This window comes from Corynebacterium provencense (assembly GCA_900049755.1).
Taxonomy (GTDB): Bacteria; Actinomycetota; Actinomycetes; order Mycobacteriales; family Mycobacteriaceae; genus Corynebacterium; species Corynebacterium neomassiliense.
Genome location: LT160593.1, coordinates 1,168,352 through 1,187,816, shown reverse-complemented (window position 1 = coordinate 1,187,816; position 19,465 = coordinate 1,168,352). Strand labels below are relative to the sequence as shown.

Below are 19,465 nucleotides of genomic sequence, written 5' to 3'. Positions count from 1 at the left end.
GCTGTGATTCCGGCGCGGTCAGCGTGACCGGAGCCGGCTCCTTGTCTGGGGCACTGCCCCGAGTTCGGCGAGACGCTCCAGCAGACTGCTGGCGAAGAGCGCGACCCGGGTGTACCGGCCGAGGGTGTCACTGCCGTCCCTGCCCGCGTCCGCTCCGGTCGCGGAGGTGGCGGCGGTCGTGGCGAAGCGACGGACCGATTCGACGGTGGTGGCGAAGTCCGCCAGGTGGGTCTCGGGAAGGCGGTCGAGCTGGCGTGCCCCGTCGGTGGGGGTGTCGGCTCCGGCGATGACCGCCAGGGTGCCGTGGTAGAGCAGGGACAGGCTCATCAGTGTCCAGCCGATGAGGGAGGTCATCAGTGCCTCGGTGAGCTGGTGGTGGTCGCGGACCTCCGGCCACACCGAGACAACCTCGGACGCCCAGGCGTCGATGAACTCGTTCGCCTCGTCCTCGTCGAGCAGCGGCGTGGAGATGTCGTGGGGGAATCCGGCGATGACGCAGGCGACGTCGAAGACGATGTCACGGAATCCCGCCCACTCGAAGTCCAGGAAGACGACCTGGTCGGACAACATGATGTTGTCCGGGGTGAGGTCGAAGGGGGTGAAGGCCCGCAGACTGGAGCGTTGCTGCCGGTGACCGGCCTCCCTGGCGAAGTCGACGACCGCGTCGGGGATCTCCACCCCGCTGCCCTCCAGCAGGTCGAGGCCCTGGGTGACCAGTGCCGCGACGTCGACGTCACGTTCACCGACCTGTCCGAGGGGCAGCCCGTGGCGGGTGTACTGGCGGCGGTTGAGGGTGTCGAAGGACTCCTCACCGTCTGCGGTCGCCACCTGCATACGGCCCAGTGCGCGGCCCAGTTTGCGCAGGGCGGAGGCGCGCTGCGCGGCGTCCTCACGGACAAGAATGTCCGCGAAGCTCTCTCCGGTGCCTGCGTCGGAGAGCACGATGATGCGCTCGTCGATGTCGTGGGCGAGCAGCAGCGGTCCGGGACGGTTCTCGGAGGGCAGGGTGTTGGTGTACTGGTAGGCGACGACTTCCCTGATCATCGCGGCATTCGCCTCGGCTTCCGGTGGTGTCCCTTCGGCGAGGGCGGGCAGCTGCTTGATGACGACAGACCGCTGCTGCAGGAACGGGTTCGGGGTGACCTTCGCCCGCAGGACCAGTGAGTCACTGGAACCCCCGAGGTCCTCGGGGTGGGTGAGCTCCGGGGTGCCTCCGAACCTGCGGCCCAGCAGGTGGGTCGCTCTGTCGAGGACGGTGTCGGTACTCAGCACGTCGGCTCCTTCAGGCAGGTGGTCGGATGTGGCCGGGGCGGGCCGGGTGACCCGTCGGTGACTCCGGCCGGATGGGCTAGTCGGCTCCGGCGGCACCGGCCACCGTGTCCTGTTTCTTCGCCCCGGTCCTGCCCGGCCGGGCGTCAAGGCCCGCCTCATGGCGCTGCTGGGCGGTGATCGGCGCCGGGGCGTCGGTCAGGGGGTCGACTCCGCCACCGGACTTCGGGAAGGCGATGACGTCGCGGATCGAGTCGAATCCTCCGAGCAGCGACACGATACGGTCCCAGCCGAAGGCGATGCCGCCGTGCGGCGGGGCACCGAAGGCGAAGGCGTCCAGGAGGAAGCCGAACTTCTCCCGTGCCTCCTCCTCGGTGATGCCCATGACGGCGAAGACCCGCTCCTGGACGTCACGGCGGTGGATACGGATCGATCCGCCGCCGATCTCGTTGCCGTTGCAGACGATGTCGTATGCGTAGGCGGTGGCCTCACCCGGGTTGGTGTCGAAGCTGTCCATCCACTCCGGCTTCGGAGAGGTGAACGCGTGGTGCACGGCGGTCCACGAGGAGTGGCCGAGCGCGACGTCCCCGGAGGCGGTGGCGTCCGCGGCCGGCTCGAACATGGGCGCGTCGACGACCCAGGTGAACGCCCAGTCACCTTCCCTGATCAGGCCGAGGCGTTCGGCGATCTCGCCGCGGGCGGCACCGAGCAGGGCGCGGGAGGACTTCACGTCACCGGCGGCGAAGAAGATGCAGTCACCTGGTTCCGCTCCGACGTGGGCCGCGATGTTCGCGCGTTCGGCGTCGGTGATGTTCTTGGCCACCGGGCCGGAGAGGGTGCCGTCCTCACCGACGAGGATGTAGGCCAGGCCCTTGGCACCGCGCTGCCGGGCCCAGTCCTGCCAGGCGTCGAGGGTGCGCCTGGGCTGGGAGGCGCCGCCGTGCATGACGACCGCGCCGACGTAGGGGGCCCTGAAGACCCGGAACGAGGTTTCCGCGAAGAAGTCGGTGCACTCGGTGATCTCGATGTCGAAGCGCAGGTCCGGCTTGTCCGAACCGTAGCGCCTCATGGCGTCGGCGTAGGTGATCCTGGGGATCGGTGTGGGGATCTCGTAGCCGATCTGCCGCCACACTGCGACGAGGATCTTCTCTGCCAGGGAGATGATGTCCTCCTGGTCGACGAAGCTCATCTCCACGTCGAGCTGGGTGAACTCGGGCTGCCGGTCGGCGCGGAAGTCCTCGTCACGGTAACAGCGGGCGATCTGGAAGTACCGCTCCATCCCGGCGACCATGAGCAGCTGCTTGAACAGCTGGGGGGACTGCGGGAGGGCGTAGAACGAGCCGGGCCGCAGACGGGCGGGGACGAGGAAGTCCCGTGCGCCCTCGGGGGTGGAGCGGGTCAGGGTCGGGGTCTCGATCTCGGTGAAGTCCTCGTCGAGAAGGACGCCGCGGGCCGCCTGGCTGACCCGGGACCGAAGTCTCAGGGCTCCGGCCTGCCGTTCGCGGCGCAGGTCGAGGTAGCGGTACTTCAGGCGGGTTTCTTCACCGACCTCCCCTCCCGAGGAGTCCTCGATCTGGAAGGGCAGGGGCGCCGACTCGTTGAGGATCTCCAGGGAGCTGACGTTGACCTCGACGTCGCCGGAGGCGAGGTTCGGGTTCTCGGAGCCCTCGGGCCGGTCCTCGACGATTCCCGTGACCCTGATGCAGTACTCGCTGCGCAGGTCATGGGCGCGTTCGGCGACCTCGCTGTCGCGGAAGACCACCTGGGCCAGGCCGGAGCGGTCACGCAGGTCGATGAAGATCACCCCGCCGTGGTCACGTCGCCGGGCGACCCACCCGGTGAGTGTGACCTCCTTCCCGCTGTCGTCGGAGCGAAGGTCGCCACACAGATGCGTCCGCAGCACGTCGCGTTGTCCTTTCGGATCTGGTTGAAGGAGCGGCGCTCCACAGAGGCCTCCCCGGCTGTCACCGGCGCACGTCCTCCGGGGTTCCCGGCGGCAGGGTGCGCGCATGTCGACCCTCGAGCGTACTCCCCCGCCTCCCGGGTGGTCGGGGGTGGGTGTACCGGGTGACCCGGCCCCGACGTTTCCGCCGGGCAGCCGCTACCGTGGGGTCATGGCCGAGAACCTTCCAGCAGATACCCCGGACAGCGGAACGGGACGCAGCCCTGCCTCCCAGGGCCCGGACGACGGTGCCCCGCGTGACTCGGACGGAATCCCCGACCAGTTGTCCGTCGAGGACACCATCGTCACCCCGCTGGACCGCAGGGACGTGTACCGCTTCTTCTGGGTTGCCAACCAGGTCGTGCTGGCCGTGTCGGCGGTCGTGGCGGTCTGCGCGATCGTCTACGGTCTGGCGGCCGGTGAACCGGGCGCCTGGGTCACCGGTATGGATAAAAGACAGCCCTGATGGTGTGGTTCCGGCGCGGGCAGCGGGACCGGAGCCGGCTCCTTGTCTGGGGCACTGCCCCCGGTTCGGCGGGGCGCCAGGTCGGAAGAGCGTCGTGTAGGGGAAGAGTGGAGATGTCGGGGGTCGCCGGCCGGCCGCTGCCTGCCGCGCGCCGGCTGCCGCCCGACGAATACGGTCGGTGTCTCTCGGGGCCGGCTCAGGCGAGCGACCGGGCGAACCCGTCGGGGTCGTCGGTGGTGATCTGGTCGACCCGCAGTTCCAGCAGGGCGCGGGCCTGCGCGAGAGTTGTCTCGTCGGGGCCCGTCAGGGTGTAGGCGTCCACGAGTTTTCCTGCGGCGTGGAAATCGGCGACGATGTCGTGTCCGCGACCGGCCGCAGCAAGGATGATCCGGTGGTCGAGGTAGACGGTGTCCGCGGAAGGCTGGGCGTCGAGGGCGTCGCCGACGAAACGGGCGATGTCTGCGGTGCGTCGCAGGCGCAGTACCGCCCGCCGGGTGCAGGGGTCGTGCCCCAGTCTCAACCGCGGGTCCTGCCGGGCCACCGTGGCCGCGGCGCGAGGGTCGGTTCCGGAGACGATGACGTGTGACGCCAGTGCCCCGACGGCCCCGGCTGTCCGCCGGGCGTTCGCCGGGGTCATGACGGACGCGTTGTCTTTGATGTCGAGCTGCAGCAGGGCGGTGGGCGGAAACTGTCCGCCGGTGTCCTCCCCGGCACCGGGAGCTGTACCGGTGATGCGGGCGTCGGCGAGAGTGCACAGTGCCGGTGCCGGCTGTCGTCGGCGCCACCGTCGGACGGGGTCATGGCGGATCTCAGGGACGCCGTCAGCACTGACCCTCACGTCGATCTCCACGCTCGCCCCCTCGCGCAGACCTTCGGTGATGCGGGCGAGGGTGAAAGGGGTGTCGGTGGATGTCCGCCGGGCCCGGTGCCATTTGAGTCTGGTGAGATGTCCGTCGACGAGGATGTCCGTCGACGACCTTCCGGTGGTCATGCCTCCATGAGTACCAGCACCAGCTGCCACCCGCTGAGCGCGGTGAAGACCAGGCACAGCGCCCGGTCCGCGACTCCGGAGGTCGTGACCGTGAGTGCCGGGGGCAGGGTCCAGTTCCACCACCGGCGTCCTTTCCGCGGTATCAGCGGCGAGGTCAGCGGGACCCCGGTCTTCGTCAGGGCGTCCCCTGCCAGGTGTGCCAGTACTCCGGCGGTCACGGCCGAGGCCGGCAGCAGCGGTGTCTGCAGTGCGGGGACCGTGAGGTAGGCGGCGACCCCTGCTGCGACGGCGACGAGGACGACCACGGGTCCACCCCTGGCCGAGCTCCATTCCGGGAACAGACCGCGTAGGGCCAGTCCTGCGAAGAAGACGAGCATGACGGTGACGCCGCGTTCCCCCGCCACTCCTCCGGCCGCCCACGCACATGCTCCGGCGAGGAGTGCGAACCAGACGGTGTGGGTCGCCGTCCGGTGTGCACCGGTGACGCGGGTGTCCCTTCGGGTGCCCGTGGCGTTGACGACGAGGACGCTGACGGCCGCGACGGTGCGGGAGAGGACCCCGGTGACGAAGCCGAAGGACCTCGAGACGGTCGAGCCGGGTGCGTCGAGGTCCGGCAGAAGTGCGGCCCCGGCGGTGATGCCGGCGTAGCAGAGGATCTCGGGCACACCGGTGGCGCCGCCCCAGGCGGTCGGCAGGGTGGTTGCCAGTGCGAGTCCCGCGGCAGCTCCGGACATGGCATGGGTCGGCCCCTGGACCATCCGCTCCCCCTCCGTCCCTGGCTCCGGGGTTTCTGCCCCGACTGCATCCGGTTGATCCTGCCCGTCTTCCCCCCGGGCCGGGTCATGTGGTGCGCCATCAGGGACTCGAACCCCGAACCCGCTGATTAAGAGTCAGCTGCTCTGCCAATTGAGCTAATGGCGCCGGTGGCGACGGCCTCGCCGCGCAACAGTCGGATACTATAGGCCCCGGTCTGACAGGGGCGCAATTCAGCTGGTGGATGCCGGTTTCATCGGAAGGAGGCCGGGGCCGGGGCGATGACGTCCAGTGCCCCGGGGACGCATCCGAAGTCCAGTCGGCTGTGCCTGCCGACGTAGTCCCCGTCGATCTGCACGTCGGCGGGCGAAGTCCCGGTGAAACGTACGGTGGGAACGTCGTCCTCGCGCACCAGGTGGGCCGACCGTGGGTTGCGGGACCCGGTGAGCAGCCTGCCGGCCAGGACGAGGGTGGGCACCACCGCCAGTGAGGTCAGTGCGGCCACCCCGAGTCCGTGGTCGAGGTCGGTACCCGGGTTGGTCCGCAGGGCGAGGGGCCCCAGGTAGGTCCACGGGCTGGTGTTGCTGACGAATCCGAATCTCACCCCTTCCACGGTCCTGCCGGGCATTTCCACGGTGAAGGTCGGTGAAGGGTGGGCGGGAGAAAGGAAGGTGCCCAGGGCCGTGGTGACGTAGCGCAGGTCGGTGACCCGGCGTCCCGTGGCCCGCAGCTGTTCCATGCGCCGGATCACTGTGGCGTCCAGCCCGGTTCCCGCGGTGAACAGGAACCAGCGTCCGAGGGTGTGCCCGAGGCTGACGGGCCGTCGGGTCCCGCGGTCAAGTCCCGTGGCGAGCTGGGCGGCGGCCCGCACGGGGTCCGGGTCGATGCCGAGGGCACGGGCGAAGACGTTGGCGTTGCCGCCCGGGATGACGCCGAGGGCCGGCAGGTCACCTGCTGCGGGCCGGTCGGTTCTGTCAGGTGCGCCGAGCATGCCGTTGACCACTTCGTTGACTGAACCGTCACCCCCGTTGACCACGACGGCGTCGAAGGTTCCGGCGGCCAGGGCACCGAGTTCGGTGGCGTGGCCGCGGCGGGTGGTGGCGACGAGTTCCACACTGTGTCGGGCGGACAGGGACTCGTACAGACGGTCACGGCCGGCACTGCTGGTCGTGGTCGCGAAAGGGTTGGTGATCAGCATGACTCGCACAGGTGACGATGCTACCGGTGACCCGGGGACGCCCGGGGCGGCGGTCACGTCCGGGCACTCGGTAGGCTGGGACCATGAAATACATCTCCACGCGAGACGCCCGGGCCACCCCGGTGTCCTTCTCCGACATCCTTCTCGGCGGCCTGGCACCGGACGGCGGCCTGTACCTGCCGCAGGAGTATCCGCGTGTCAGTTCCTCGACGTTGGAGACCTGGCGGGGTCTCCTGGCGTCGCAGGGCTACGCGGCCCTGGCAGCCGAGGTTGTGGCCCTGTTTGTCGACGACATCCCTGTCGGGGAGATCCGGGCCATGACCGCCCGGGCCTACTCCACCCCGAAGTTCGCCTCTGAGCAGATCGTGCCGGTGACCGATCTGGAGCCGGGAGTGAAGATCGCGCACCTGTCCGAGGGGCCCACGGCGGCGTTCAAGGACATGGCCATGCAGCTTCTCGGGGAGCTTTTCGAGTATGTCCTCGCCGAGCGCGGGCAGACGATCAACATCCTTGGTGCCACCAGCGGGGACACAGGTTCCTCCGCCGAGTACGCCATGCGGGGCAGGCCGGGCGTGAGGGTGTTCATGCTCACCCCGGCAGGCCGGATGACACCGTTCCAGCAGGCGCAGATGTTCGGCCTGGATGACCCGAACATCTTCAACATCGCCCTGGACGGGGTCTTCGACGACTGTCAGGACGTGGTCAAGGCCGTGTCCTCGGATGCCGCGTTCAAGGCCGAGTACCACATCGGGGCGGTGAACTCGATCAACTGGGCCCGGTTGATGGCCCAGGTGGTCTACTACGTCTCCAGCTGGCTGCGGGCCACGTCCGGCCCCGGCGAGAAGGTGTCCTTCTGCGTGCCCACGGGAAACTTCGGGGACATCTGCGCCGGTCACATCGCCCGCCAGATGGGGGTACCGATCGACCGGCTCATTGTCGCGACGAACGAGAACGACGTCCTCGACGAGTTCTTCCGCACCGGCGACTACCGGGTCCGCACCTCGGCGGAGACCCTGGCCACCTCGAGCCCGTCGATGGATATCTCGAAGGCGTCGAACTTCGAGCGGTTCATCTTCGACCTTCTGGGACGGGACGCCGCACGCACGGCCGAGCTTTTCGGCACCGGGGTTCCCTCCGGCGGTTTCTCCCTGGCCGGCGACCCTGCCTTCCCGGAGGTGGACAAGACCTTCGGTTTCGCTTCGGGGTCGTCGACTCACGCCGACAGGTTGGCGACCATCCGGTCGTGCTGGGAGCAGGCGGGCGTGCTCGTCGACCCGCACACGGCCGACGGGGTGAAGGTGGCCAGGGACTTCCTCTCCTCCCATCCGGACGCGGCCCCGGTGGTCTGCCTGGAGACGGCCCTGCCGGTGAAGTTCGCGGACACGATCCGAGAGGCACTGGGCAGTGAGCCGGATTCGATGACTCCCGCACGTTTCCGGGACATCCTGTCCGCACCCAGGCATGTCACGGCCCTGTCCAATGACGTGGACGTGGTCAAGGACTTCATCCGGACCTCTGTCGCAGAGGTGCGTGTGTGACCAGCTGCGAGTGTGGCCCGGCTGCGCGTGTGGTCGGCCCTGGGTTCCGGGGCGACCACGGCGTCGGCCGGACATGACAACACTCCTGCCCTGCCCGCTACACTTCCCCCATGACCTTCAACTCCAATCTCAACGGACTGGGTGACCGGGCGTCCTCGGGCGGCGGCGCCGGTGGTGGCGGCGGATTCGGTTTCGAGGGCGGCAACCGCGGCGGGGGCAACGGACTGCTGGGACTGATCATGGGGATCGTCGGCTCGAAGTTCGGACTCCCGGGCATCATCGTTGTCGCGGCGGTCGCGTTCTTTGCGGGAGGGGGCACGGGCCTGTTCTCCGACGGTGGTTCCACCGGCACCCCGGGCGGGTCCGGAGGGTCGGGTACCGCGGCGTCGGGCAGTTCCCTGGAGCACTGCCGTACCTGGCAGGACGCCAACGCCTACGACGACTGCCGTATCGAGGGCACCGCAGTGTCCCTCGACGCTGTGTGGTCGCAGATCCTGCCGGCCCAGACGGGGATCACCTACACGGAACCTGCGGTGAAGATCGGCGACGGGACGGTGAACACCGGATGCGGTACGGCGTCCACGGCCCGGACCGGCCCGTTCTACTGTCCCGGTGACCGCACGGTGTACATCGGTGACGACTTCTTCGCCCAGCTCAAGCAGATGGGCGGCTCCGACGGACCTTTCGCCCAGATGTATGTGGTGGCGCACGAGTTCGGGCACCACATCCAGAATCTCCAGGGGACCATCGGTCTGTCCGACTACGACAACGCCGGTGAGGATTCGAATGCCGTGAAGATCGAACTGCAGGCGGACTGCTATGCGGGGGTCTGGGCCAGTCACGCGGACTCCGGTGAGAACGCGATGCTCGATCCGCTCACCGATGAGCAGGTCTCGCAGGCCATCATCTCCGCGCAGGCCATCGGTGACGATGCGATCCAACGCTCCTCAGGCTCCGCGGTCAACCCTGACAACTGGACCCACGGTTCGTCTGAGCAGCGCCAGCAGTGGTTCCTGCAGGGTTACCAGGGCGGGACCGTGGACTCCTGCCACCAGGACTTCACCAGGTAGGACGCCCCGGTCCTCCCCGGACCCGGGGTATCCTGTCCCCCGGTCGTCCCCGGATCAGGCCCGGATCAGGTCTGCTGCACGTTCCCCGATGAGCATGCACGTGATGTTGGGGTTCACCGCGGTGAGCTGCGGCATGACCGAGGCGTCCACGACACGGAGCCCCTGCACCCCCTTGACCCTCAGCTGCGGGTCAAGGGGTGACATCGTGTCACCGGGGTCACCCATCCGGACAGTGCCGGCAGGGTGGTACACGGTGTTGTGGGTGCGTGAAATGTAGTCGGCGATATCCTCGTCGGACTGGACGTCAGGGCCGGGGAAGAGTTCGCGCCCGGCGTAGGGGGCCATCGCCGGGCGGGCGACGATGCGGCGGGCCAGCCTGATCCCGGCCACGGCGATGCGCATGTCGTAGCCTTCCTCGTCGGTGAAGTAGCGTGGGTCGACCTTCGGCTTGTCCCGGTAGTCGGCGGAACGCAGCCTGACGGTGCCGCGTGCGCGGGAGTGGGTGATGTTCGGGGTGAGGCAGAAGGCCTCGTCGGCGGTGGGGTATCCCTGACGACGGGTGTGCATGTCGAAGGGCATGGACCCGTAGTGCATCATCAGGTCCGGCAGTCCCAGCCCGTCGGCGCCGCCCTCGTCGACCTCGTCGAAGATACCGATCTCCCACCACTGGCTGGCGTCCCGCAGCATCGGGACCGTCGACTCCCACGAGATCACCGCCTCCGGATGGTCCTGCAGGTTCGATCCGACCCCTGGTGCGTCGACGAGGACGTCGATGCCGAACTCCCTGAGGTGGTCGGCGGGGCCGATGCCGGAGAGCATGAGCAGTTTGGGGCTGTCGATCGCCCCTGCGGAGACGATCACCTCGCGCTCGGCGTGGAGAGTCTTCAGACGCCCGAAGGGGTTGTCGAGGTATTCGATTCCCACGGCCCGGTCACCGTCGAACAGGATCCGCGAGACCCGCCGGTCGGTGAGGATGTCGAGGTTCTCCCGGTCCATCACCGGGTGCAGGTAGGCGACCGAGGAGGACGCCCTGATGTTGTCGTCTCCGGCGTTGATCTGGAACCAGTCGGCACCGTGACTGACGGTCTCTCCCTCGTTGAACGGGGTGACCGGCAGCCCCTCCTCCTCGCAGGCTTCCAGCAGTGCCACTCCGACCGGGTCCTTGGGGTGGACCGAGCGCAGGTGCACGGGCCCGCCGTGGCCGTGGTGGTCTCCCGGCCGGTCGTTGTCCTCCAGCCGTCGGAGCAGCGGCAGGATCGTGGCGGAGTCCCAGCCGGCTGCACCGAGGCTCACCCAGTGGTCCAGGTCCTGGGCGGGGGTGTGGAAGGCGATGCAGGAGTTGTGGGAGGAACAGCCGCCGAGGACCTTCGCTCTGGCGTGCCGCATGAAGGAGTTTCCGTTCTCCTGCGGTTCGATCGGGTAGTCCCAGTCGTAGCCGGATTCGAGCAGTGCGGGCCACTCGTGGAGGTTGAGGATCTCCGGTTTGTCCACATCGGTGGGTCCGGCTTCGACGAGTCCCACTGTGACGGAGGGGTCCTCGCTGAGCCGGGCCGCGACAACGGCACCGGAGGATCCGGCTCCGACAACGATGTAGTCGTACTTCTCACGCATGTGTGCTCCCTGTTCTCGTCTCACCTGTTACTTCGTGGGGAACCAGCCGGTCACGGCGGGTTCGGTGTTCTCGTAGATGTGCTTGGCCTCCCGGTACTCCTCGAGCCCGGTGGGGCCGAGTTCCCGGCCGATGCCGGACGCCTTGAATCCACCCCACTCGGCCTGCGGAAGGTAGGGGTGGTAGTCGTTGATCCAGATGGTCCCGTGGCGCAGCGCCCGGGAGACACGGTTGGCCACTCCCCTGTCGGAGGTCCACACCGCCCCGGCGAGTCCGTAGTCGGTGTCGTTGGCGATCGCCACAGCCTCGGCCTCGGTGGAGAAGGTCTCCACGGTGATGACGGGGCCGAAGCCCTCCTCGATGACGGCCGGGTTGTCGGCGGTGCAGTTGTCGAGCACTGTCGGCCGGTAGAAGAAACCGTTCTCCAGGCCGGGTCCTCCCCCTTCACCACCGCAGCGCAGGGTGGCCCCGGCCTCGATCCCACGCCTGACGTAGTCACTGACCTTCTCCAGGTGGGCGCGGGAGATCAGGGGTCCGGCCTGGGCGTCCTCGTCGAAGGGGCCGCCGAGGACGATGCCTTCGGCGCGGCGCACCAGTTCGTCGACGAAACGGTCTCTAACGGTGTCCTGCACGATCAAGCGGGTTCCTGCCGAGCACACCAGGCCGGAGTCGAGGAAACCGGCGTTGAGGGCGTTGTCGACCGCGGCGTCGAAGTCGGCGTCGGCGAAGACGACGTTGGGGTTCTTGCCCCCGAGCTCCAGTGCGACCTTCTTGACGGTGGGCGCCGCGGATTCGGCGATCTTCCGGCCGGTGACGAGGCCGCCGGTGAAGGAGACGAGATCGACGTCCGGGTGGGTGGACAGGGGTGCCCCGGCCTGCGCGCCCGCTCCGAGAACCAGATTTCCCACACCGGCGGGCAGTCCGAGTTTGTCGAGGACGTCCATGATGAGGACGGCGGTGTGGGGGGTGAGCTCGGCGGGTTTGAGGATGAAGGTGTCTCCGGCGGCGAGGGCGGGGGCGATTTTCCAGCTGGCCTGCAGCAGCGGGAAGTTCCAGGGGGTGATCAGACCGCACACGCCGACGGGTTCGTAGACGACCCGGGAGATCACCGCGGGACTTCCGGCGTCGACGAGGCGTCCGGGGTGCTGGTCGGCGATCTTCCCGAAGTAGCGGAAGCAGCTGATGATGTCGTCCATGTCCCCTTCGGCTTCGACGAGTCTCTTGCCGGTGTCGAGGGCTTCGGCGCGGGCGAACTCGTCTTTGCGGGCGGTGACGGCGTCGGCGACGGCAAGCAGCAGGTCACCGCGTTCGGCTGCCGGGGTGGAGGACCATTCTCCGGCGTCGAAGGCACGGCGTGCGGCGGCCACGGCCTTCTCCGTGTCCGCGGATGTCGCTTCGGAGACTGTTCCCACGGTGGTGCCGTCGGCCGGGCAGATCACGGTCCTGGTGCCGCCGTCGGAGGCTGCGACCCACCGGCCGTCGATGTAGAGCGTCTTCGGTGCGGTGGAATCGTCGGTTGCGTTCATTCCTTCTTATCTCCTTCTGTGTCGGTCGTGCCGGTCCTGACGGCGGTGTCGGTCGTGCCGGTCGTGCCGGTTTCTCCAGCTGTGCCGGTTGCGGTGCTGACGGGGCTGCTCTCGGAGCCGTCGTAGTTGTCGTCGGCCCAGAATTCGGGGACAGGTGCCTGGGTCTCCCCGGTGGGGGTGCCCCGGTCCCCCGACAGTGACATAAATTCGAGGTGGGCGTCGTAGGCGTCCAGTACGTCGGTGATGACCTGCTCTTTCGTGTAGCCGAGGATGTCGTGGCCACGGGACCCGGTCGCCGAGAAGATCTCGAGGGTGAAGTAGACGTCGTGGTCCACATTGAGGTTCACGGCGAAGTTGGGGACCTGGCAGGCCACCGGATACGCCTCGTACTTGAACTCGTTCTGCCCGGGGAAGTTGACGACCAGGTCCACGTAGCTGATCGGGTAGTCCGGGTGGGTGCCCCGGTGGCAGGAGACGTCCAGGCCCATGCCCTTGAGTTCCTCGGCGACCTCCTCGATCGCCGGTGCTGCGACAGTTTCGACGTACTTCTCCGTCTCCGCGGCGGAGGGGAAACTCATCCTGCGTCTCAGACGCCTGCGCCAGGCGAGTCTGGCCGGTCCGGTTCCGCCGGTGCGGTCGATGAGTGCCCTCATCCTGGAGACTTCCCGGGAGTCCAGTGAGTGCCCCTCTGCGGCCAGGACCCGCCAGACGCTGATCATCAGCAGGTACATGATGAAGGCGAAGGGAAGTCCGATGAGCACAGTGGCGGACTGGAGGGTGTACACCCCACCGATGAGCAGCATCACCAGGGTCAAAGCGCCGGTGATCACCGCCCACACGATACGCAGCCAGGGTGGTCCGTCGGAGTCGTCGACGGAGGCCTTCGAGGTCATGTTCGCCATCACCAGTGAGCCGGAGTCGGCGGAGGTGACGTAGAACAGCAGGCCGGTGATGACGGCGAGGGACACGGAGAAGGTGGCACCCGGGTACTGCTGGAGCAGCAGGAAGAAGCCGGACTCCGGGGTGTCGACGGCGGTGTGGAGGAATTCTTCGTCGCCGTCCCGGAAGAACCCGAGGGCGGCGTTGCCGAAGACGGAGATCCACATCGCGATGAAGGCGAAGGGGATGACGAGGACGCCGAGGACGAACTGGCGCACTGTGCGACCGCGGGAGATCCTGGCGAGGAAGAGGCCCACGAACGGTGCCCAGGCGATCCACCAGGCCCAGAAGAACAGGGTCCAGTCCGACATCCAGTCCTGGGCCGGGTAGTCCGGTGACCCGTCGGTGTAGGCGAAGGTGTTCATCAGCATCGAAGGGAACCGAGCGACGAAGTCGCCGATGTTCTGCACCAGCGCGTTGAGCAGTTCACTGGTCCTGCCCATCACGATGATCCAGACCATGAGTACGACGGCGAGCCAGACGTTGAGTTCGGACAGGCGCCTGATGCCTTTGTCCACCCCGGAGACGGTGGACAGGATGGTGATGAACACTGACAGACAGATGAGGCCGATCTGCACGCCTGTGCTGGTGGGGATGCCGAAGAGTTCGGAGAGCCCGTAGTTGATGAACACGACCCCGATCCCCAGTGACACCGAGATCCCGAATGCGGTGCCGATGGAGGCCGCGATCTCCACGGCGTGACCGGTGCCGCCGTGGATGCGGCGTCCGAAAATGGGGGCGAGGGCTGAGCGGATGCTCAGCGGCATGTGGTAGCGGTAGGCGAACAGTCCGAAAGCGAGCCCCATCAGTGCATACATGGCCCATCCCGGTATTCCGTAGTGGAACATGGTCCACAGGGGCGCCATCCGGGCAGCTTCGTCGGACATTTCCGCGCCTTCAGGCGGGGTGAGGTAGTTGGTCGCGGGACCGGAGATGCCGAAGAACATCAGGTCCACGCCTATTCCTGCCGCGAAGAGCATCGCACCCCAGGTGAACAGGCCGAACTTCGGCTGGGAATGGTCCGGGCCGATCTTGGTGTTCCCGGTGCGTCTGAAGGCGATGATGAGGACGAAGACGACCACCGCGCCGGCGGTGAGAACGTAGAACCAGCCGAGGTTGACCGAGATCCAGTTCTTGACGTTGTTGATGACCGCATCTGCGGCGTCAGGGGCGAGCCATGCCCACAGCACAAAAGCCACGATCAGGCCGGAGGCCGTGCCGAACACCGGCCAGTTCACCGCGGAATGGGCGGGTTTCTCCGGCGGAGTGTCGGTCTCTCCGGTCCCTGCTGACTGCTGCGCACTATTCTGTGATCCGCTCACAGGCGTTCCCTCTTTCAGCTGTGTGTCAGTTGAACCGGTACGCGGCCAACCGTAGCTGAACCTCAGGCGTCCCGCTGTGTGGGAAAACCGGAGTTCTGCGGGGTCCGGGTGGCCCGGAGATGACGTGCCGGTGATGCGCGGGAGCCACTGTTGTGCACCTTACGCTGGGGAAACAGTGGTGCAGGGAAGGAACCGGGCGGAGCTCAGGATGTGACAGGGCAGAGATGGTGCACGGACCGTGCAGAGATTTCGTAGGACGCCCGGCCGGGGCGCTGCGGGGTCGGCGCAGAGTCGGTGCAGAGTCGGGTGCAGAGTCGGGTGCGGGATCAGCGGGGGACGACGCCGAGGGCGCTGCGGACGGTGAGCACCACGTCCTCGAGGGAGACTTCGTGCTGGTCGCGGGTGGTCAGGTCCCGCAGCACGACTGTGCCGTCGGCGAGCTCCTGCTCCCCCATCACCAGGGCGTAGCGGGCACCGGCGCGGTCGGCCCCCTTCATCGCACCCTTGAGGCCACGGTCACCGTAGGCCATGTCGGCGCTGACCCCGGCGCGCCGCAGTCGGTCGATGACCACAGCGAGTCTGCGTTTCGCCTCGTGGCCCATGGGCACACCGTAGATGTCGACGCGGCGTCCTTCCGTCGCCGACACACCCTCGGCCTCGAGTGCGAGCAGCGTGCGGTCGACCCCGAGGCCGAAGCCGATACCGGAGAGGTCCTGTCCGCCGAGCTGCGCCATGAGACCGTCGTAACGCCCGCCGCCGCCGATTCCGGACTGGGCGCCGAGTCCGTCGTGGACGAACTCGAAGCAGGTCTTCGTGTAGTAGTCCAGTCCGCGGACCAGGCGGGGGTTGAGTGTGTACTCCACGCCCATGTCGTCGAGCAGGCCGGTGACGGTCTCGAAGTGCTCCCGGGCTTCCGGGGACAGGTGGTCGGGCATCAGCGGAGCATCGTCGAGCATCTTCCGGATCTCGGGGCGCTTGTCGTCGAGGACGCGAAGGGGGTTGATCTCGGCACGCCGGCGGGTCTCCTCGTCGAGCGGGAGGGCGAAGAGGAAGTCCTGGAGTTTGCGGCGGTACTCGGGCCGGCAGGTGGAGTCCCCCAGACTGGTCAGCTCCAGTCGGTACCCGGTCAGCCCGAGAGCCCGGTAGCAGCGGTCCGCCAGGCACACCACTTCGGCGTCGAGAGCGGGGTCGTCGATACCGATGGCTTCCACGCCGACCTGCTGGAGCTGACGGTAGCGCCCGGCCTGGGGACGCTCGTAGCGGAAGAACGGTCCGGAGTAGGTCAGTTTCACCGGCAGCTGACCGCGGTCGAGATTGTGCTCGATCACGGCGCGCATCACCCCGGCGGTGCCTTCGGGGCGCAGGGTGACGGAGCGTCCGCCACGGTCGTTGAAGGTGTACATCTCCTTGGAGACGACGTCGGTGGATTCGCCGACTCCGCGGGCGAACAGGCCGGTCTCCTCGAAGACGGGCAGTTCGATGTGCCCGTACCCGGAGTTGTGGATCACGGTCTCGAAGGTGCTGCGTACGGCGTGGAAGTCCGCCGACGCCGGGGGCACGTAGTCGGGTACGCCCTTGGGGGCGGAAAACGGCTGGATTCTCGCACTCTTCGCAGTGTCAGTCACGCCGGTCAACTATAGCGGGTCGACGGGACCGTCCCGGTGACCGCGTGCCCCGGGCTGTGGCCGTGACCGTGACTGACGTATCACACCACGGACCGCAGGAATCCGTTGTCCTTCTTCTCCCGGCCGACCGTGGTGGCCGGTCCGTGGCCGGGGTAGACGATGTCCGCGTCGTCGAAGATCTCCGGAATCCGTCGCAGACTGTCCATCATCGCGTGCGGGTCGGACAGGGGCAGGTCGGTGCGGCCCACTCCCCCGCGGAACAGGACGTCACCGCCGAGGATGACGGTTGTGCCGCCGAGTGTCCCGCGGTACATCACGGACCCCGGCGAGTGCCCGGGCATGAGGTGGGCGGTGAAGTCCACGCCGGCGACGCTGAGGGTGTCCCCGTCGTTGACCGGTGCGGGAACCCGGGGCGTGGGCATACGGTCGGTGGCGTGCATCTGGCCGAGCTCGCCGAGGGAGTCGAGGGTCTCGCGCAGGAGCCAGGGCCGGTCGTCCGGGTGCATGTAGGCGGGGACGCCGTATTCCTCCTGGATCTCGGGGAGGTCACGGACATGGTCGATGTGGCCGTGGGTGAGCAGGACCTGTTCGACGGTGAGTCCCCGGTCGGAAATCAGCCGACGGATCCGGTCCGCCGCCCCCATTCCGGGGTCGACGACGGTTGCGCGTGTGCCGTCGTGGACGACCAGACAGTTCATGTCGAGCGGTCCGGTGGGCAGGACCTCGACGACGGGGATGGTGTGCGGGCCGGTCTGAGCGCCGGGGCGGGGGCCGGTGTGCGGGTTCATGGTTCCGAGGCTACCGCCGGGCCCCGGTACCGGGGGGCGGTGTCACCGAGCCGGTTGTGGCCTGTCACAGGTGGGGATGGAACAATGGTCGTCTGTTGCAGCTACACCCGTAGCAGTTTACCGTTGTTCCCCGATCAGAGAGGCCCCGAGCGTTGTCTGACAACTCCGCACGCCGCGATGCGGCACTGAAGAAACTCGCCAAGGAGCTGAAGTCCCGGTCACGCCGGGAGAAGATGCGTCCGCTCGGGGTCGTCGCCGCCACAGTCGTGGTCCTCGTCGTCCTCGTCGGTGGTATCTGGTTCGCCGTCACCCGCGACGACTCCTCCGACACAGTCGCCGACGCCACCGACGCCACCGACGCTGCCGCCACGACGACGCAGGCTGAGGGCCCCCAGGCGTGCACGTACACCGACACGGGGGACGCCGCGAAGCAGGTCTCCCTGCCCTCCACCGACGGAATGTCCACCGAGGGCACCACGGCGGTGACCCTGGCGACGAACCAGGGGAACATCGGCATCACCCTCGACCACGCCCAGGCGCCGTGTGCCGCGAATGCGATCCAGCACCTTGTGGAGGAGAAGTTCTACGATGACACGATCTGCCACCGTGTGGTCGTCTCTGAGGGGATGAAGATCCTGCAGTGCGGTGACCCGACCGGTTCGGGTTCAGGAGGACCGGGATTCTCCTTCCCCGACGAGTACCCGGTGTGGGGTGACAACGGAGAGAAGGTCGAGGACCAGGGCCTGTACAAGCGTGGGGTGCTGGCCATGGCGAACTCCGGCAAGAACACCAACGGTTCCCAGTTCTTCCTGGTCGACGACCAGTCCCAGCTGACCAACGACTACACGATCTTCGGCACCGTCACCGAGGACGGCCTGACGACCCTCGACAAGGTCATCGACGAGAACAAGGACGCCAACGCCGACAACGGCGGCGACGGCAAGCCTGCGCAGGAAGTCCGGATCACCTCCGCGACCGTCAACTCCTGACGCGTGGCCACACGCTGCGGCGGGACTGCGCAGGGACCACCGGGGGCCGCCTTTCAACTCCTGTGCGGTTCTTTCCTGCCCGTGTCAGCTCCTCTGTGGACTTCAAGTTCTCGTCTATGTGTCGGGTATGTGATCTTTCCGAACTGCGGAGAAGGCACTCCACCCGGTACAGGTATCGGTTCTCTTGAAGTTGGGGCAGCCAGTTGACGCGACTGCCTTTCCGGCAGTGCAGTTCATCGCCATCCCCCTGTACTCACCGGGTGTCGACTCTGTCTTCAGCTGTCCCGGGTGAATCAGCTTGTCGTCGTCGCTGTCCCACAGCAGGTCCCGGCACTGATCCTGCCGTCTGGAGAATGAATCTGTCCTGGGCGGCTGCTCCCGTCGGGGTCTGTACATCGGGGCATCCTTCCGTCCCCCGACGGCCGGTGGACTTCTCTGCTTCCCAGGTAGGCGGCATTGATCACGGTCCACGGCTTTCGTCCATTGCTTTCCGCGCCCGTTGGTAGGCCGTGGTCCACGGCGGTGGCACAAGACGGTGACACAAGACGGTGAGGGCCCGCTGCCATGACTTCGACGGCGTCCCGTAACTTGTGGGTAACGCTCGCCCAGTCAGGTCTTCAGGACGTCTGTGCTGAGATGGAGGGCGCATGTCGATCGGTCGGGCCGAACCTGACCCGTCAGTCATTGAAGTGAGCTCAACCCGAGCGGACAATCAGGGCGGCGGGTGTTCTTCCAGACATGCTCATTGACACCGAGCGCCCGAACGGACAAATACGACGGAACGGTGTAGACGACGTGGCTGGCAGCGTGCAAAGCAGGGTCCTGGTTCAATCAGATGACGGTACGGTAACTCACATCTTGAACAGGTCCGGACCTGTCCATGACTTACCCACCCGATTCCTCGTAGTCTCCGCCCGAAGGTCAAAATCGCAATTCCGATTACGATGAGCCTCCACTGTCGAACGTTGAGCCGATACCCGTGATGTAGAAAGTTGTGCGGACATTGAGAGTGCCGGCCCTCAGTTCGAGTAAGCGGTGAGGGTTGACGGAATTCAACAGGGAAGAAACTCAGTCACAGGAACGATCCACGGAAAGGACCGTGGTTGACTTCTTCCACTTCAGGATACTCTCCACTAATGACCACCCACTCGGTAGGAGGTGCGGGAAAATCTTCAACATTTCCCAGCACCACCGAGACCGAGTAGCTGTTCCCTCGACTGCTCCGCTTTTCCCATTCGATCACTTCACCCGCATCAGGGACATCAGTGACGAAATATGAAAACCGGTAGTAGAGCTCGTCAAATTCTTCTATCTTTAACCAGAAGCATACGTAAAAGACAAGATCTTTTGCGGACGAGTTGAACGGGTCAGAAGTGATTCTCTCCGTGACATCGACTATCTTCATTATACCTCTATCTGTATTCTTCCTTCTTACGGACA

The 19,465-nt window shown here is 66.9% G+C and carries 15 protein-coding genes and 1 tRNA gene; 4 read left to right on the top strand and 12 right to left on the bottom strand.

Annotated features, from left to right (window positions below; genetic code table 11):
* Positions 1-18: 18 nt before the first annotated feature.
* Positions 19-1,272 carry a phosphotransferase gene (locus BN3906_RS11790; RefSeq protein ID WP_066588663.1) on the bottom strand — a complete coding sequence of 418 codons (1,254 nt, stop codon included), beginning with the start codon at positions 1,270-1,272 and terminating at the stop codon, positions 19-21.
* A 76-nt stretch (positions 1,273-1,348) separates the two neighbouring features.
* Complete coding sequence (gene aspS, locus BN3906_RS11785) at positions 1,349-3,172, bottom strand: aspartate--tRNA ligase (protein WP_066588659.1); 1,824 nt, start codon at positions 3,170-3,172, stop codon at positions 1,349-1,351.
* A gap of 211 nt (positions 3,173-3,383) precedes the next feature.
* Between aspS and BN3906_RS11780 the strand changes: the two genes are divergently transcribed.
* On the top strand, positions 3,384-3,677 hold the full coding sequence (locus BN3906_RS11780; RefSeq protein ID WP_147592962.1) for a hypothetical protein: 294 nt from the start codon (positions 3,384-3,386) through the stop codon (positions 3,675-3,677).
* 196 nt (positions 3,678-3,873) lie between these two features.
* Here BN3906_RS11780 and BN3906_RS11775 read toward each other — a convergent pair whose 3' ends face one another.
* The 4 genes from BN3906_RS11775 to BN3906_RS11760 all read right to left on the bottom strand — a co-directional run bounded on the left by BN3906_RS11775 (position 3,874) and on the right by BN3906_RS11760 (position 6,628).
* The gene (locus BN3906_RS11775) at positions 3,874-4,668 is read right to left on the bottom strand and encodes a glycerophosphodiester phosphodiesterase (RefSeq protein ID WP_066588654.1); all 795 of its coding nucleotides are present in this window, start codon (positions 4,666-4,668) and stop codon (positions 3,874-3,876) included.
* A complete protein-coding gene (locus BN3906_RS11770) occupies positions 4,665-5,426 on the bottom strand; it encodes a metal-dependent hydrolase (RefSeq protein WP_066588653.1) in 762 nt (253 codons plus the stop codon). Before BN3906_RS11770 ends, BN3906_RS11775 begins: the two co-directional genes overlap by 4 nt.
* 87 nt (positions 5,427-5,513) lie before the next feature.
* A tRNA-Lys gene (locus BN3906_RS11765) sits at positions 5,514-5,589 on the bottom strand.
* An 85-nt stretch (positions 5,590-5,674) separates the two neighbouring features.
* The gene (locus BN3906_RS11760) at positions 5,675-6,628 is read right to left on the bottom strand and encodes a diacylglycerol/lipid kinase family protein (RefSeq protein WP_066588650.1); all 954 of its coding nucleotides are present in this window, start codon (positions 6,626-6,628) and stop codon (positions 5,675-5,677) included.
* Between the two features lie 74 nt (positions 6,629-6,702).
* Between BN3906_RS11760 and thrC the strand changes: the two genes are divergently transcribed.
* Positions 6,703-8,157: a threonine synthase gene (thrC, locus tag BN3906_RS11755; protein ID WP_066588648.1), complete on the top strand. Its 1,455-nt coding sequence runs from the start codon at positions 6,703-6,705 to the stop codon at positions 8,155-8,157.
* A gap of 110 nt (positions 8,158-8,267) precedes the next feature.
* Positions 8,268-9,227, top strand: coding sequence for a KPN_02809 family neutral zinc metallopeptidase (gene ypfJ / locus BN3906_RS11750; RefSeq protein WP_066588643.1), 960 nt, complete (start codon positions 8,268-8,270; stop codon positions 9,225-9,227).
* A gap of 54 nt (positions 9,228-9,281) precedes the next feature.
* On the opposite strand, the gene BN3906_RS11745 is transcribed toward ypfJ, so the two are convergent.
* From BN3906_RS11745 to BN3906_RS11725, 5 genes are all read right to left on the bottom strand, one after another.
* A complete protein-coding gene (locus tag BN3906_RS11745) occupies positions 9,282-10,838 on the bottom strand; it encodes a GMC family oxidoreductase (RefSeq protein ID WP_066588635.1) in 1,557 nt (518 codons plus the stop codon).
* A 27-nt stretch (positions 10,839-10,865) separates the two neighbouring features.
* A complete protein-coding gene (locus BN3906_RS11740; protein ID WP_066588628.1) occupies positions 10,866-12,362 on the bottom strand; it encodes an aldehyde dehydrogenase family protein in 1,497 nt (498 codons plus the stop codon).
* The gene (gene betT, locus BN3906_RS11735) at positions 12,359-14,539 is read right to left on the bottom strand and encodes a choline BCCT transporter BetT (protein WP_390620352.1); all 2,181 of its coding nucleotides are present in this window, start codon (positions 14,537-14,539) and stop codon (positions 12,359-12,361) included. Before betT ends, BN3906_RS11740 begins: the two co-directional genes overlap by 4 nt.
* A 410-nt stretch (positions 14,540-14,949) precedes the next feature.
* Positions 14,950-16,248: a histidine--tRNA ligase gene (hisS, locus tag BN3906_RS11730; RefSeq protein WP_066588624.1), complete on the bottom strand. Its 1,299-nt coding sequence runs from the start codon at positions 16,246-16,248 to the stop codon at positions 14,950-14,952.
* Positions 16,249-16,328: 80 nt separating this feature from the next.
* Positions 16,329-17,036 carry an MBL fold metallo-hydrolase gene (locus BN3906_RS11725; protein ID WP_066588621.1) on the bottom strand — a complete coding sequence of 236 codons (708 nt, stop codon included), beginning with the start codon at positions 17,034-17,036 and terminating at the stop codon, positions 16,329-16,331.
* Between the two features lie 152 nt (positions 17,037-17,188).
* On the opposite strand from BN3906_RS11725, the gene BN3906_RS11720 reads away from it, so the two are divergent.
* The gene (locus BN3906_RS11720) at positions 17,189-18,025 is read left to right on the top strand and encodes a peptidylprolyl isomerase (RefSeq protein WP_066588617.1); all 837 of its coding nucleotides are present in this window, start codon (positions 17,189-17,191) and stop codon (positions 18,023-18,025) included.
* A gap of 1,072 nt (positions 18,026-19,097) precedes the next feature.
* Here the strand turns inward: BN3906_RS11720 and BN3906_RS14605 are convergent.
* Complete coding sequence (locus tag BN3906_RS14605) at positions 19,098-19,430, bottom strand: hypothetical protein (protein ID WP_147592959.1); 333 nt, start codon at positions 19,428-19,430, stop codon at positions 19,098-19,100.
* Positions 19,431-19,465: the final 35 nt, after the last annotated feature.